Consider the following 15,219-nt stretch of genomic DNA (forward strand, 5'->3'; position numbering starts at 1 on the left):
ACACGCACGAAACGAAAGGACACACACCCATGGGACGCATCTGGAAAGTCGGCGACAACATCAACACCGACCTGATTATACCTGGACGTTATAACGTTACCACCGATCATGCCCAGCTAGCAAAATACTGCCTGTACGAAGCCTATCCCGAATTCTCCCAGGGAGTACAACCGGGCGACATCCTGCTAGGTGGACACAACTTTGGCTGCGGCTCCTCACGCGAGCATGCCCCGACCTCCATCCTGGCCAACCAGGTCAAAGTCGTGATTGCCCGCAGCTTTGCCCGCATCTTCTACCGTAACGCCGTCAACATCGGCCTGCCCGTCCTTGTCTGTGAAGAAGCCGTCCTCAACAGCGAAGACGGCCAGCAGCTCGACGTAAACCTGACCACCGGCCAGATTACCAACCTGACCACCGGCCAGACCTTCCAGTCCGAACCGCTCGACCCCTTCGTCGCCCGCATCGTAGCCGCCGGAGGCATCATCAACTACATTCAAGCCAACGACGGCCAACTCGTCTACTAACCCTCAAACGCCATCCCCAAAATGACCAGACGGGATGGCGTTTTCAACCAACGGACCAGGCAAGTACACGAATCATAGTTCGTGTACTTGTTCTGGATGGCATAGCGCGTTTAGCGGGCCTTACGTACGCCGGGAGGGCGCGTTTAGCGAGCCCTACTTACGCCGAGTGGGCGCCACACGCGAGGCCGCACTGCTACGTTTACGTGGGCCAACGTGTTTGAACGAGACGCAGTGCTGTGGCGCCTACACGAATCACGTTGGGTGTTGCGGAAGGGATGGGGAACGTTTGGCATTCCATGTCCATCCATCTAGACCCGTTCCTGTACGAATCAGATCACGCATCATAATTTGGGTGCATGATCGCGAACCTGAACGTTGCCGAACGATCATGATTTGGATGAGTGATGGCGAACCTGACGTTGCCGAACGATCATGTTTGAAGAAACATGATTGGTGTAGGCGCCACAGACATACATGCTTTTATGCACATATCGCCATTGATAAAGCTGTATGTCGGCCTTGCGTGTGGCGCCCACACGGCGTACGTAAGGCCGGCTTCACACGCCGAGTTCCCACGTTGTGTAAGATGGCTAAATTGAATGTATTGTCCTTTGCGCATATTCTCAACCAATCATCGCGTACTTTTTTGGTCTCTGGTCTTCAATCCAATTATCTGTCACAACGTAAGAACGTAAGAACGTAAGAAAAATAATTTTTTACGGAAACGTAAGAATAAGAACGTAAGAAGCCTGAAATATCTGCTTATCTGTTAGTAAATAGCGTGAATGTTCGACACTTTTTGAGGTGAAGCCTGGAAAATCGGCGGCCCAATGTCTAGAGAACCTTCTTTTCCATCTGGTATACTTCTTCTTGGAGTTGGAAATGCTGTCTATTTTCCCACCTTCAAGGCGGCCATGGGGTTACTATTAAGAAGATAGAGAAACATACAAAAATGCAGTCGCTATGACTACAACGAGGTAAGATGGACCTATGGGTAAAAGGAATTATCTCATCGAGGGCGTTTCCGGCACCGGCAAAACTTCGGTTTGTACAGAATTGCAGCGGCGCGGCTACCAGGCCATTCATGGTGACCGGGAATTGAGGTATCAAGGCAATCCGGATGCCCTCACGTCTGATCTCCACCTATCCCCCCTTTGGGATATAGAGAAAGTCCAAGCCTTCATCGCGAACAAGGATGAGGCGGTCACCTTTTTCTGCGGTGCGTCGAGGAATTTCCCCCAATTCATCGAGTTATTAGACGGCGTGTTTATCCTTGATGTCGACCTTGACACCTGTCTTCGGCGGATTGATGAGCGAGTGGCACGGGACCCAACTGACTGGGGCGGAAGACCAGAGGAGCTGGAAACTATTGTGCGCTTGCATCAAACAAAAGGAGCCATTCCCACCAGCGGCGTAACAATAGACGCTACACGACCCCTTGTTCAAGTGGTCGATGATATTCTTACGCTTACCCAAACTAGTACTCTGTCATCCTTGATTTGATAAATGGAGACCAAAGGAGTATCCTTGAGTTACGAATAAAAAACCAAGCTCAAGGAGGCATCCATGAAGAAGTATACCATTCAGTTAGACGCAGAACAACGCAAGCTGTTAGAGAGTTTGCTCACAGGAGGCAAGGCGCCAGCGCGCATCCAGACCCATGCGAGGATCTTACTAAAAGCCGATCAGGGAGAGCAAGGAGCGGGTTGGGAAGATCAACAGATTGCCGAAGCCCTGGGAGTGGGAACGGCAACCGTAGGACGAGTTCGGCAACGTTTTGTGGAGGGAGGGCTGCTGGATGCGCTCGTGCGTCGTCCCCAACCGGAACGACCCGAGAAACGGAAAATGAATGGGGAACTGGAAGCGCAGTTGGTCACGCTGGCGTGTAGTCAGACGGAAGGAGGGCAAAAACGCTGGACGATGCGCCTGCTCGCGGACAAATTGGTACAACTGGGGTTTGTCGATCACATCAGTCATCAAACGGTGTGGGTGACCTTAAAAAAAATGAACTCAAACCGTGGCTAAAGAACCAGTATTGTATTCCCCCCGAGGCCAATGCGGAGTTTGTGTATCATATGGAAGATGTGCTTGAGGTGTACCAGCGTCCATATGATCCCAAGTGCCCAAAGATCTGTATGGATGAGGGGAGTAAACAGGTATTGGCCCATACCCGGGAGCCGATCCCGATGGAAGCGGGTGAACCCGAACGCATCGATTATGAGTACGAACGGAAAGGAGTGTGCAGCGTGTTTGTGGCAATGGAACCGGAAACCGGGGCTTGTCAGGTGCGCGTGAGCCAGCGGCGCACGAAAAAGGATTGGGCATTCTTTTTGCGCGAGATCATTGACGTCCAGTATCCCCATGCGGAGAAGATCGTCTTGGTGATGGACAATCTCAATACCCATACTCCCTCTTCGTTTTACGAGACGTTTGAACCAGCCGAGGCCCGCCGATTGACCGAGAAACTGGAAATCCACTACACGCCCAAGCATGGGAGTTGGCTGAATATGGCCGAGATCGAACTGTCCATCTTAGCGCGTCAATGCTTGTCCGATCGCTTTCCAACCAGAGAGGCGCTTGCCGCTCAGGTGGATGCTTGGCAGCGTGAACGCAACCAGGCAAACGTAACGATCAACTGGCGTTTCACCACCGCGGATGCTCGCATCAAGCTCAAACGCCTCTACCCATCAATTGAACAATGACAGAGTACTAGTTTCTCTAGACGCTCTGTGGCTGATTCCCATGACTGACACCGATTTCCCAGGTTTCTCCTCAAAAAGCGCCGAACATTCACGCTATTTACTATCTATTTTAGCGTAAGAACATAAGAGCGTAAGAACGTAAGAACGTAAGAAACATAGTTTTTAGGGGAACGTAAGAATAAGAACATAAGAAGCCTATAATCTCTGCTTAACTCTTGCAACGTAAGAATAAGAACGTAAGAAACATATAATACTTGTTAAATAATTTTATGATTATTTTTTATGCTTTAATTTGTTAAAGTTACTAAAAGCTTGACAAAACGAATACTGTTAATTATAATAAACAAAAAATACATATAATATATGAGTCATCCCTAATTTTTCAAAAGAAGGGCTAGGCAAAAAAGAAGGGCTAGGCAAAATGGATCTCGTCATTTAGACTGTTGAATATGAAAAGCAAACAATCACTAAATGAGGAGATCCATCGTTATTATGTCAGAATTGTCAGAAACCTTCAAACGCTTGGAACAAGATCCGCAGGGGGGATCACAGCATCTGCTTCAGTTGCTTGAACAGTTTTTGCAGCCTTTTTTGCTCAGGCTCGATGATGTCTTAGACAAACGGTTGGTGCGCACCTTGCTGCAATGCCTGGTCGCCATCATCCGCTTGCGCAATAACCCGCAAGCCCTGTGGATAAGTGAACTTGGATCCTATCTGCAAGGCTATGATGGCTACGCATGTAGTGCTACCGCAGGCACCAAGCGGGTCGGAAAGCTGTTGCGATCCGTGAAGTGGACGGTAGGACTCATTGACCACTATCTGCTGGAAAAAGCGGATGAGGAGGTACGCACCCTCAAAGAGCAATGCAAGCGGATCCTCTGCATCTGGGATGGAAGTGTGCTGGAGAAAGCCGAAAGCGAAAAGTTGGAAGGACTCTGCCCGGTTCTCTCGAGTAAAGCCAAGAGGCGGCAGCGGACAAAGCGGGGCTTCGTGTTCAATTGGCCTGCTGCTCGTCCGGTCAGGGTCATGGGAATGCAGTGGAATGCTGCACTCATTGTCGGAATGCAAGGGCTTCCTCATCTGGCAGTCACGAAGTGGTGGTCAACCAAAGGCGTCTTTGCCACCAGGCTCCGAGATGCGGAAGAAGAGGGATTGCGGATCTGTGTCAGGAAATGGGGTTCTTTGCTGGTTCATGTCTTTGATCGCGGCTATGCCTCAGGATATTGGCTGCGCGTGCTCGCCAAGTATCGGGCCCGTTTCATTATCCGCTGGGTCAAACATCACGTGTTTCTGACACTGGCCGGAGAGGAAAAGAAGCTGTGGCAAATTGGCCAGGGGAAGAAGTATCGCGCGCACAAAGAGATCTGGGATGGCAGAACGGGAGAAAAGATGGCCTGTGATCTGTGGTGGACAGCCCTTCGCCATCCTCAGACGCACGAACCATTGTTTCTCGTGAAAGCGCGGGTCAAAAAAGGCATCATGTATTTGATCACCAATGAGCCAGTCCACACCGAAGAGCAAGCATGGGATGTGTTCTTCAGTTATCGTCGGAGATGGCAAATTGAGGTGAGTTTTCGCTATGCGAAATGTGAATTGGCCTTGGAATGTCCTCGGTTGTGGTCGTTAGAAGCTCGACTCAAGTTGCTTGGTATGGTCATGCTCGTCTATGCCTTCCTGCTTTCCTTGCTTGATCCGAGGCATCACGAACTCGTGCAAGCGCTCTTGCGCTTCCGATGTCACCGAACCGGAAAGCGGTGCCTGCACGTGCAGGCACCACTCTATCGGATCCGATGGGCACTCAGTCGCTTGTGGAACGATGACCGTCCCCGCTTCGGTTGTTTCCTCCCACCTTCTGATGATCCCCTCACGGTTTGCTCACTCATCCGAGACCTTGAGCGATTTCAGAAAAATTGGGGATGACTCATGAGGGGGGGATATTATATATATTATAAGGAACGATAAGGGGTACTTAATCACTGTAAGGGAAATTAAACGAATAGGTACTTTTTGCTTTGCAGGAGAATTAACTGTTACGTAAAGGTACTTAATCTCTGCAAGGAAAAGTAGACAAAAAGATACGTTTATTTGTGCAGAGAGAAGTAGTTGTTACGTAAAGGTACTTAATCTCTGCAAGGAAAGTAGACAAAAAGATACGGTTAGCTTTGCAAGGAGAGAAATACAAAACAACTATCAAGCCTTCTTACGTTCTTATTCTTACGTTACTATACTTTCTGCCTGTAATAATATATTTTCTTACGTTCTTATGTTCTTATGTTCTTATGCTAAACCAGATAAGCAGAGATTGTTGGCTTCTTACGTTCTTATTCTTACGTTTCCCTAAAAACTATGTTTCTTACGTTCTTACGTTCTTACGTTCTTATGTTGTCACGCGTGGAGGTTGATGGTTGAGGAAAATGGCCCCCTTCTTGCATGTAAAAAAGGCTCTTTTTGCAAGTCCATCAATATGGTATCATTCCCAATGAACAAGAGCTATTGCTATCAGGCGATTTAACTACAGATATGGGAGCTATTATGACACGCAAGGGCTGGATACTCTTTATTGCTATTTCTGTCTTCTGGGGCATCCCTTACTTTTTTATCAAAATTGCTGTACGTGAACTGGATCCGGCGGTGGTGGTGTTTGCTCGTGCCTTAATTGGAGCTATGGTGTTGTTGCCGATGGTGGCACATCAGAAGGCGCTACGATCACTCTTCAAAAATTGGCCCATGGTCCTGCTATTCTCGATGATCCATATGGTTGGGGCGTTCCTGTTGATTAGTTATGGCGAGCAACATGTTTCATCCTCGCTCACCAGCCTGCTGATTGCCTCTAATCCGATCATGGTAGCGCTGATCGCGCTGGGTTTCGATAAAAGCGAGCGTGTCACTGGCCTGCGCCTCATTGGTCTCTTGATTGGTCTGGTCGGTCTGGTTGTCTTATTAGGTTTCGATGTTGGAGGAGACAGTCAGCTGTGGTTTGGTGCCATATTGATCCTGCTTGCGGCGGCTGGCTATGCGATCGGGGCCATGATGCTCAAGCATCGACCTCTGGTTGATTTACCCAGAACTGCTGTCGCGGCTGGTGAATGTAGCGTCACAAGTATTGTGCTGCTGCCCTTGATTCTGACGCGGCTTCCCAGTAGCGTGCCCAGCGCGAGTGTGCTGGTGAGCCTGCTCATCCTCGGCGTGATCTGTACCGCCCTGGCTTTGCCAACCTTCTTTGCCCTCATCGCCGAAGTTGGAGCCAGCCGTGGGACCGTGATTACCTATGTTAATCCCGCCGTCTCTGTCCTCCTGGGTGTCACCATTCTTGGAGAGCAACTCACCATCGCCACGGTGCTAGGCTTTGTGTTGATCATCGCAGGCTCCTGGATCTCCACCACTGGCTCAATCCCATTCCTGGTACCGCGCAAAACGCCGCAGCCAGAGATTGTCATAGCCCCACCGGTAGAAGATTGTACCTCGGCATAACGGCATGCTATTTTGCTCGCACCATTTCGTTTCACGATATATTGTACCTAATCATGACTGCCAGGGGCGTCATGAGCCAGCGTGACGTACGCCGAGTGGGCGCCACACGCAAGGCCGACATACAGCCTGGTCAACGGCGATACGTGCATAATGGCATGTATGTCTGTGGCGCCTACACCAATCATCTTTGGTGATGCTGGAGTTGAACAGGAACGTGTGGAATGGCAGAATCGCACCTCCATGGTTTACATGCATGGTTGCCAGCTAACACGTTGCCGAGTGATCAGGGTTGAAGAAATATGAATGGTGTAGGCGCCACAGGCATGCGATGCTTTCTAAACACGTATCGCCGTCGAAAAAGCCGCGTGCCGGCCTTGCGTGTGGCGCCCACTCGGCGTATGCTCGGCCCGCTGTTCACGTCGTTCCATCGCGCATAGGATCGCCACTCATGATGATGCCGAACGTACGCGGAGATATGGGCGTCGGCACCATCCACCATGAGGGGCGTAGACTTCATCTTAGCCCTATGCATGAATCTAAATTGTCATATGGACCGTAAAAATCCAGGTATCGGTTATGGATTATCAGGATGAAAATAAGGGTATGGGGCCATATGAATAAAAAACGATATACGCGGCTACAAGTTGTTCTATTTGTTTTTGCCACGCTTGTATTTCTGTCTGTTATAGGGATCATCATTTTTGACAATAACAAGCACATTCCAACGGTGACGAGTAGTTTGCTGATCGGCATTGGGTTGTTAAGTTCTGAGTTGCTCAGATGGGTGAATAGCAAGAAAACAATGCGGGAGACGGGTGTTTTTGTACCATGGCATAGACAGCCTGTTTTTTTCGTCTCATTGCCTGGGCTGTTGCTGTTGTTATGGAAGGTTTAGTGTTTTTTGCCTATTATTGGCATGTGGAAATTCCGGATGCGATAACTTTATCGTTGGCTTTTGTATTTTTGGGATTCCATCTCTATGCATTTTGGGTTGGCTACCAGGAACGCAAAAAGAAAAGCGCAGCATAGATGACGCCCTGTGAGGGATAGTATGGTGGTATTTGTTGACATAATATGGGGGGCGTGCTATAAATAGCTACAATAACAATGCTATATGGAAAAAGGCTTTGACAGGGAGAGTAGCGGGTAGCTGCGACGAACAGAGAGCAGGCGGGTGCTGAGAAGCTTGCACGTTGAGGTTCCGCGAAGAAGACCCTGGAGCTGCGAGAAGAAATCATGTGATGAGAGTAGAACTCGCCGGTGGTCCCCGTGATGGATTGGTGTATAGATGCCGGCTTGATAGGCTTCTATACCCGCTGAGGCTGTTACTGTGAGGTAGCAGTGAATACAGGTGGTAACACGAAAGTTTGCGCTCTTCGTCCTTATTGGGAGGATGAAGGGCTTTTTTATGTGTGCTGTACTTTATCCGATCCTATGCGCTTGAATCGTTGTTTGTTTGCTGATCCCTTGTGAAGAAGCGAAAGAGAGGGCATGCGATGAGTCGTCGAGAAGTACAGTCCCCGCCACTGGTGTGTGTGATTCCTGGTGATGACGCGGCTCCTGAGGTGATGCGTCCGACGGTTGAGATATTGCGCAGCTTGGTACCTGAGATACGTTTTGTGGAGGCGCCCTGTGGCCGTGAGGCGCAGGTGACCCACGGTACGCCGTTTCCAGATGTGACCCGCGAAGCGATCGACGCGGCCGATTGTACGTTGTTCGGTGCCAGTGGTGGTCCCAGCCGACCTATCCTGTGGTATCTACGCTGGAATAAAGAGACGTATATTAACGTGCGCCCGGTACGTTGGATTCCTGGTTATCGCAGTCCTATGCTCAATCCTGAGCGTATCGATTATGTGATTGCGCGTGACAACCTGGAGGGCATGTATCCTCCACGGGAAGGTGATGTCGCGGAACTGGACGCGTTGCCGAGCAGTAGCTCGTGGTGGCTGGCCCCTCCGGTCGATAAAGTGGGGGCCTACTCGCTCAAGGTCAGTACGGACGAGCAGATGCAGCGTGTGGCGACCTACGCCTGTGAACTGGCGCTGAAACGCCTGGCCGCCGGCTATCCTGGTCGTGTCACACTGGGCGCCAAATACTCGATCCAGCCGCGTACCGATGGCCGTTTCCGTAGTATCGTCAAAGAAGCGGTCAGCCAGCATCCTGAGCTAACCTATCAGGAATTTCTGGTTGATGACATGGCGCGCCGCCTGGTCGCATCGCCTGAGTCCCTGGACGTACTGGTATTGGGCAACGAGCATGGTGATATCCTGGCCGACGTATCCAGTGGTACCATCGGTGGCCTGGGACTCTCACCCAGCGCCTGCTATGGTGAGAACTATGCCTACTTCGAGCCAGTGCATGGATCGGCGCCAGATCTGGCTGGTAAAGGCATCATCAATCCAACCGCCATGCTGCTATCGGGCGCATTACTGCTTGATTACCTGGGGTATAATGAACAGGCACGAACACTAGAGTCCGCCATCCAACAAACCTATCAAGCGGGTACCCTGTTACCTGTCGACCAGGGTGGCCAGGCCGGCACCACCGAGTTCGTGAATGCCATCAAAACCCACCTGCCATAATATCCCTGATCGTATCGTAAGTAACGCAACCATCAACACGATCGTGGCTGGGCGAACACATATAAAAAAAAAGACAACATAAACATATATTCTGGAGAGAACAAATTATCATGAAAGCTGATTGGGTAACGAAAGTAGCTGACCGTGTAGAAGCAAGTGTGCGGCAGCGTAAGGGCGAGAACGCCACGATTGTTTGTGCCTCGGGCATTAGTCCGTCAGGTCCTGTCCATCTGGGAAATCTGCGTGAGCCGATGACGGTCCATCTGGTGGCGGAGGAGCTACGTGGTCGTGGTTGGAAGGTGGATCATCTGCATTCCTGGGACGATTATGATCGTTTGCGCAAGGTGCCGGCTGGCGTTCCGACTGAATATGCGAAGTATATTGGTATGCCCTATGCCGATATCCCGGATCCGTTTGGCGAGTATGATTCTTATGCCACACGCTATATCAGTAGTTTTGTGGAAGGCCTGGGCCGCCTGGGCATTCATCCGCGCTACATCCGCCAGTCTGAGGCCTATCGCCGTGGGGATTATCGCGAGCAGATCAAGGCAGCGATTCGGCAGCGCTTTGATATCTTTGATATTCTGGCTGAGTATCAGAACCTGGAAGGCCAGAAGGAGACCGTGGACGAGCGCCGCGCCGCCTATTATCCCTTTAAGCCATACTGCGACAATTGCCATAAAGACACGACACGCCTGACCTCGTATCGCGATGAAGATGCCGCATTGACCTATGTCTGCGATAACTGTGGACATGAGGGTGGTTATAGCCTGAACGAGCGCATTGATGGCAAGTTGCTGTGGAAAATCGACTGGCCGATGCGCTGGAGTTATGAGCAGGTTGATTTTGAGCCAGCCGGCGAGGATCACGCTTCACCGGGTAGTAGCTATATTGTCGGTCAGCGCATTATCGAGAAGGTCTATGGTGTCAAAGCTCCGTACTTCGTCGGCTACGCGTTTGTCGGGATGGGCGGTCGCTCCAAAATCTCTAGCTCGGTCGGTACTACCGCGACCATTTCTTCGGCCCTGGATATTATTGAGCCTGCTATCCTACGCTGGCTCTATGCCCGCCGCGCCAATAACCAGGCCTTTGACATCGACTATGGTCAGGGACTGCTGCGCATGTATGAAGAGTGGGATGCCCTGGTGCGCCAGATCAATAAGGGGACGGCCAATGAGAGCAACCAGCGTCTCTTTGAGCGTGCTACCAGGACCAGTACCGAAGAGGTTGTCTATACCCATAACGCGGTCCCCTTCCCATTGTTAACCTCGGTGATTGATGTCACCCAGGCCAATGAGGATCAGGTCTTGCGCATCATCTCACAGACCCTACCGGAGATGGAGAACCTGGAAGCTTTACGCAGCCAGCTAGAGCCACGCTTCACCTGCGCCTTAAACTGGGTTAATAGCTACCTGCCCGATGACGAGCGTACCCATATCAACATCAGCTTTGATAGTGAGTCCTTCGCTGAGTTTTCCGAACTGGACCAGGCCAGCGTGCGCATGCTAGCCGAGCACCTGGATGCTTCCTGGAACCTGGCCGCACTCTCCGAGCTTATGTACAGCATACCCAAAGTGATTCGTGGACTGGCCGTAGATACGCCACCCAACGAAGAGCTCAAGCTGGCGCAGCGCTCCTTCTTCATCGCGCTCTACACCCTGATCTGTGGTCGTGACACCGGTCCACGTATCCCGACCCTCTTACTCTCCATCGGACTCGAACGAGCCAAGCAGCTCCTGACGCCTCCAACCGCCGATGCGAGCCAGCAGACCCAGGACCACAAACTGGCCACCCGCTAAAGACAGAGCCTGTCCCTGGCTGTGCCGATACAACCAGGGACAAGCTATCGGCTGGATGTGCCTGGATCTGCCAGCCACAAAGGCACGTGTTTAAGCGGCGGGTCAGACGTGAACAGGTAGCAGGGGCAAGCCCCAATACTTTCAACTTAAGCACTTTTTGTGTCCGGGAGAGATGCGTCCTGCGTTCCCATCTCCCGGACATGAATGACAACAAAAGAGAGATAGGTGTCCGTTTTTTCGAAGGGAGCTGGCGCTGGCTTCCCTCGTTTTTTTGGCTTGTGTTTGTTATAGACCTGTTTGATTTCTCTTCGATTGTTCCGCAATATGGGGTCAGGCAAGACATGCGTACTCATCTCTTGTATCATTCGATCGAGGAGCGGTTCGCGATGCTGCTGACTCCATGTTGCGACCCGCTCGACCCGCAGGCGCAACTCCTCTAATGCGTGCTTACAACTCAACCTGCAGGGATCAATGCCTGCCTGCTCCCCCGCTTTGACCATCCAAAATCGCAGATTGTAATGAGCCAGCAGCAGAGCATACACTTCTTGCTTGACCCCGTCGGGCTTTTTCGCACGCAGCACTTTGACCTGCTCATGCAACACACTTTTGAGTTCTCGGATCATGAGCTCCACCTCCCAGCGTTGCTGATAGAGCTCGATGAGCTCATGAGATGGAGACGCTTTCTCATCTAACAACGTGGTGACCAGCCGATAGAGGCGTCCTGGCTTCCCGAGGCGCTCATCGGTGAGGGTGTATTCGATCACTCGCACGGTCTGTTTCTCTGTGGCGCGATACGTGGCTTTGCGATTGGGGTTGAGGATCGCCAGGTAGCTTCCATCAGAAAGCTCGGTATGCCGATGGCGTAAGCTCGTACGGGAAAGCCCACAGAGCACATGCGCATTCTTTTCTCTGGCCTCTTGTGCTAACATCCCACTGAAGATGCCACAATCGCCGAGCACGAGCATCCCTTGCACCACCGATCGCATGACCTCACGCACTCCATGCGCTTCAGCCCAATGGTAACCTCCTAATGCAGCAGCGATGACGGCATGACTGGCACATTCCATGAGCATCACGGCACGCACCTGAGGATAGGCTCCTTTGCCGTATTGGTTGCTTGATCGACCGAAGGCCGCATCATTGGCTGGGGTATCAGCAACATTGAAGAGCGTGCCATCAATGGCCATCACCCGTAATCCCTGGTAAAAGGCGCTCGGGGTTGTGAGGGCATCACCCAGCGGGCGGCAAGCACGCTCCAGCAATTGGCGAAAGGGATCAGATCCTAAGCGTGCACGTTGTGCGGCTAAGGCTTGAGCCGACATATGGTGCTCACGCATGGTGGGATGCAGATCCATCAGCCCATCGACAAGCTTTTTCCAGACCTGTTGCTGGCAAGAGCGACGCCAGTAAGAACAACAACATTGGAAGAGGATGATGCTCAGGCGCGTACACTGACGCACACGCCGAGGTCGACGCTTGGTCTGCTGGTGGGAAGGCACGCCAAAGATATCAGCAATGAGCGTGGCAGGGAAACAGGCCTCGAAAACATTCATATCAATCAAGGCGCAGATCTTGTCATTGGGGCCCACATGGCGTAAGCTAGGCATGAAGAAGTTCCTTTCATCAAAAAACAGGACGTAGATTCTTCTGTCTATGACGAAGTGAGAACTTCTTTTTCTCATCAATCCCTCTTTTTTCTCATGCTTAAGTTGAAAGTATTGGGGGCAAGCCCTGCCTTTACGATTTATTTGGTCCCATTGGATATGTTAAAAAAAAGCCCCTTTATGACAGATTTATAACATTCTCTTTATTATCTCTTCATATTCAGCTGGCATACTATGGATGAGGCCAGGTGCCTTCGCCCAACCATAAGGAGTATCCATCGATGAGTAATTACCCATTGCCCGCCCATGAGTTCTTCATCTATGTGCCGGCCAAGAACAAGCAACAATCATCCTCGTATGTTCTACCTGTGGAGTTGAAAACCGGAGAGACCACGTCCGGCACGCCTGAAAATGCTGATGTACCAGCGGCGTTGCAGACCTGGACCAAAATACAGTTGGCAGATACTTTGAATATCTATGCCTGCCTGCAATCAGAAGAACACCCCACTGCTGCCGTGAGATAAAAATTCTCACGGCCCCGGTCTTTTCCCATCTATTAACATCCTCCTATCGTTTCATTGTTTCTGACGCCTCAATTCTTCTCAGTACGTGCTATGATGAGAGAGAGTACCCTCTAAATGCTGCATAAATAAGCATGTGCATGTACTCAAAAACTGGAAGGTTGCCTCACCTGAACTGTGCTGTTTTTCAACACGATTTTCAGTGTGGATGGTTTGTAGAGAAGAGAATGTGAGGAATTGTATGAGTCGAGTTTTCGCTCGCGAAGAGCGCATTATTAATGCACAACCCGAAAAAGTCTATGCGATTCTTTCTGATTATAAAGTGCAACGTCCAAAGCTGTTAACTCCAAATTTCTTTGACTACACCGTAGAAAAAGGCGGCAAGGGGAGTGGCACCATTATCAGCTATCTCTTAAGGGCCGCTAACCGTGAACGCGTCTACCGTATGCATGTCGATGAGGCGGTCCGTGGCTCGGTCCTGACTGAGAGTGATGATAATTCATCGTTGATCACCACCTGGTCCCTGGCACCACTCAACAATGGTAGCAAGACTCGTGTCCGTGTCACCAGTGAGTGGGATGGTGCTACAGGCGTCAAAGGCTTCTTTGAGCGCACCTTTGCTCCCCTCGGCCTCAAGCGTATCTATGGTAGTATGCTTGATAGCCTGAGCGGCCTCCTGGGCGTCTCGGATGAAGAGGTTACCGCTGTACAAGGAGAAGAATATAGTCCCGGTAATAACGCCACCGCCTTCCTGGTCATCTTCGCCGCCGTGGTTGGTACTGCCATCGCTATCAGCTATATCCAGAAATCACAAAGAAGCTAACAAAAAAAGCGACCCTATGACCATCGTCACAGGGTCGCTTGCTACCCACCGTAGCGTATCGTGTTTCTTTTCGGGTTTGGTGCGTGATAGACTTATACCCAAATAGTCAGATTGGTTATCCGAGTACGTTTTCGACATCTTATCGAGGGGGATTTAAGATCATGGGTACACTATCAGGACAGGTGGCTCTGGTGACGGGGGCAGGCGTTGGGATCGGTCAGGCGATCGCGATTGAACTGGCTCGTCAGGGAGCAAAGGTGGCGGTGCATTACGCCAGTAGCGCCGCTGGCGCGCATGAGACGGTGGGGGAGATTGAGCGGTTGGGGGGAAGTGCGATGGCTCTGGAAGCCAGACTGGGTGTGGTAGAGGAGTGTCGGCATCTGGTGGATAGTGTGATCAATCACTTTGGCGGTATCGACATTCTGGTCAACAATGCCGGTGTGACGCGGGCTGATAAATTTGAGAATGTCACTGAAGAGATGTTTAATGAGGTTTTTCAGCTGAACATGCGTGGCTATTTCTTCTGTGCCCAGCAATCCATCAAATCCATGGAGGAACGGGGAGGTGGCAGTATCATCAATATCACCTCAGTCCATGGGGAGGCTGGCTTCACGCGCCATTCAGTCTACTCTTCCACCAAGGGCGCCATTATCGCCTTTACGCGTGAACTGGCCATTGAACTTGCTCCTAAGCGCATCCGTGTCAATGCCATCGGACCAGGCCTGATCGAGGTACCACGCTATCATGAGATCCCCAACTATACCACCGAGTTTGGCAATAGCCTGATTCCTCTAGGACGTGTGGGGCGTCCAAAGGATATCGCCCCGACCGTGGCCTTTCTGGCCTCAGATGCCGCCGATTTTATCACTGGTCAGATACTTTACATCGACGGCGGCACCAGCGCTAAAATGGCACTTGACTGGGATCAGGGCGATAAACCCCAATAAGACAGATGGGGACTAATGTGAATATCACAGTTTAAAACATTTCGCGCCGCTCACCGTGGCGGCGCGAATTCTTGCTTCATGGGCCAGTTTTGCCTCCGCCCGTCCAAGCTTAACTTAGCATCCTTCCAGTCCCATAGGTTAAACTTCTAATAAAAACAAATTATATCTCTAGTATGCCGTTCAAACCGCTATGATGCCAATACTTGTAATGATTTGTATAATATAATATATAATATTATCAATTTT

General features: G+C 50.9%; 12 protein-coding genes and 1 other annotated feature. Of the genes, 11 read left to right on the plus strand and 1 reads right to left on the minus strand.

From position 1 onward, the window contains the following. The first annotated feature begins 29 nt into the window (after positions 1–29). The 8 genes from EL633_RS13920 (at position 30) to lysS (ending at position 11,078) form a co-directional block, all read left to right on the plus strand. The gene (locus tag EL633_RS13920; protein ID WP_126627757.1) at positions 30–524 is read left to right on the plus strand and encodes a 3-isopropylmalate dehydratase small subunit; all 495 of its coding nucleotides are present in this window, start codon (positions 30–32) and stop codon (positions 522–524) included. Between the two features lie 990 nt (positions 525–1,514). Then, positions 1,515–2,027, plus strand: a complete 513-nt coding sequence (locus EL633_RS13925; RefSeq protein WP_126627758.1) for an AAA family ATPase — start codon at positions 1,515–1,517, stop codon at positions 2,025–2,027. Between the two features lie 63 nt (positions 2,028–2,090). Beyond that, a protein-coding gene (locus EL633_RS13930) for an IS630 family transposase (RefSeq protein ID WP_126627759.1) occupies positions 2,091–3,226 on the plus strand; the annotation gives its coding sequence in 2 pieces (ribosomal slippage) (positions 2,091–2,511 and positions 2,511–3,226; 1,137 coding nt in all). A gap of 492 nt (positions 3,227–3,718) precedes the next feature. Continuing rightward, on the plus strand, positions 3,719–5,146 hold the full coding sequence (locus EL633_RS13935) for a hypothetical protein (protein WP_126627667.1): 1,428 nt from the start codon (positions 3,719–3,721) through the stop codon (positions 5,144–5,146). 528 nt (positions 5,147–5,674) lie between these two features. Continuing rightward, complete coding sequence (locus tag EL633_RS13940) at positions 5,675–6,697, plus strand: DMT family transporter (RefSeq protein ID WP_126627760.1); 1,023 nt, start codon at positions 5,675–5,677, stop codon at positions 6,695–6,697. Positions 6,698–7,310: 613 nt separating this feature from the next. Next, entirely contained in the window at positions 7,311–7,592 is a 282-nt protein-coding gene (locus EL633_RS13945; protein WP_126627761.1) for a hypothetical protein, read from the plus strand. 223 nt (positions 7,593–7,815) lie between these two features. Further along, positions 7,816–8,084: a binding site (T-box leader), on the plus strand. Positions 8,085–8,193: 109 nt separating this feature from the next. Next, positions 8,194–9,279 carry an isocitrate/isopropylmalate family dehydrogenase gene (locus EL633_RS13950; protein WP_126627762.1) on the plus strand — a complete coding sequence of 362 codons (1,086 nt, stop codon included), beginning with the start codon at positions 8,194–8,196 and terminating at the stop codon, positions 9,277–9,279. 110 nt (positions 9,280–9,389) lie between these two features. After that, positions 9,390–11,078, plus strand: a complete 1,689-nt coding sequence (gene lysS, locus EL633_RS13955; protein WP_126627763.1) for a lysine--tRNA ligase — start codon at positions 9,390–9,392, stop codon at positions 11,076–11,078. 146 nt (positions 11,079–11,224) lie between these two features. Here lysS and EL633_RS13960 read toward each other — a convergent pair whose 3' ends face one another. Further along, the gene (locus tag EL633_RS13960; protein ID WP_161982015.1) at positions 11,225–12,685 is read right to left on the minus strand and encodes an IS4 family transposase; all 1,461 of its coding nucleotides are present in this window, start codon (positions 12,683–12,685) and stop codon (positions 11,225–11,227) included. 278 nt (positions 12,686–12,963) lie between these two features. On the opposite strand from EL633_RS13960, the gene EL633_RS13965 reads away from it, so the two are divergent. The 3 genes from EL633_RS13965 (at position 12,964) to EL633_RS13975 (ending at position 14,973) form a co-directional block, all read left to right on the plus strand. Next, a complete protein-coding gene (locus EL633_RS13965) occupies positions 12,964–13,206 on the plus strand; it encodes a hypothetical protein (RefSeq protein WP_126627764.1) in 243 nt (80 codons plus the stop codon). Between the two features lie 238 nt (positions 13,207–13,444). After that, positions 13,445–14,026, plus strand: coding sequence for an SRPBCC family protein (locus tag EL633_RS13970; RefSeq protein WP_126627765.1), 582 nt, complete (start codon positions 13,445–13,447; stop codon positions 14,024–14,026). A 161-nt stretch (positions 14,027–14,187) separates the two neighbouring features. Continuing rightward, the gene (locus EL633_RS13975; protein WP_126627766.1) at positions 14,188–14,973 is read left to right on the plus strand and encodes an SDR family NAD(P)-dependent oxidoreductase; all 786 of its coding nucleotides are present in this window, start codon (positions 14,188–14,190) and stop codon (positions 14,971–14,973) included. Positions 14,974–15,219: the final 246 nt, after the last annotated feature.

This window comes from Dictyobacter alpinus (assembly GCF_003967575.1).
GTDB classification, from domain to species: domain Bacteria; phylum Chloroflexota; class Ktedonobacteria; order Ktedonobacterales; family Ktedonobacteraceae; genus Dictyobacter; species Dictyobacter alpinus.

What these genes read in the sequence shown, in the direction of transcription:
- EL633_RS13920 (WP_126627757.1), top strand. Translation starts at nt 30, where the DNA reads ATGGGACGCATCTGGAAAGTCGGCGACAACATCAACACCGACCTGATT.
- EL633_RS13925 (WP_126627758.1), top strand. Translation starts at nt 1,515, where the DNA reads ATGGGTAAAAGGAATTATCTCATCGAGGGCGTTTCCGGCACCGGCAAA.
- EL633_RS13935 (WP_126627667.1), top strand. Translation starts at nt 3,719, where the DNA reads ATGTCAGAATTGTCAGAAACCTTCAAACGCTTGGAACAAGATCCGCAG.
- EL633_RS13945 (WP_126627761.1), top strand. Translation starts at nt 7,311, where the DNA reads ATGAATAAAAAACGATATACGCGGCTACAAGTTGTTCTATTTGTTTTT.
- EL633_RS13950 (WP_126627762.1), top strand. Translation starts at nt 8,194, where the DNA reads ATGAGTCGTCGAGAAGTACAGTCCCCGCCACTGGTGTGTGTGATTCCT.
- lysS (WP_126627763.1), top strand. Translation starts at nt 9,390, where the DNA reads ATGAAAGCTGATTGGGTAACGAAAGTAGCTGACCGTGTAGAAGCAAGT.
- EL633_RS13960 (WP_161982015.1), bottom strand. Translation starts at nt 12,685, where the DNA reads ATGCCTAGCTTACGCCATGTGGGCCCCAATGACAAGATCTGCGCCTTG.
- EL633_RS13965 (WP_126627764.1), top strand. Translation starts at nt 12,964, where the DNA reads ATGAGTAATTACCCATTGCCCGCCCATGAGTTCTTCATCTATGTGCCG.
- EL633_RS13970 (WP_126627765.1), top strand. Translation starts at nt 13,445, where the DNA reads ATGAGTCGAGTTTTCGCTCGCGAAGAGCGCATTATTAATGCACAACCC.
- EL633_RS13975 (WP_126627766.1), top strand. Translation starts at nt 14,188, where the DNA reads ATGGGTACACTATCAGGACAGGTGGCTCTGGTGACGGGGGCAGGCGTT.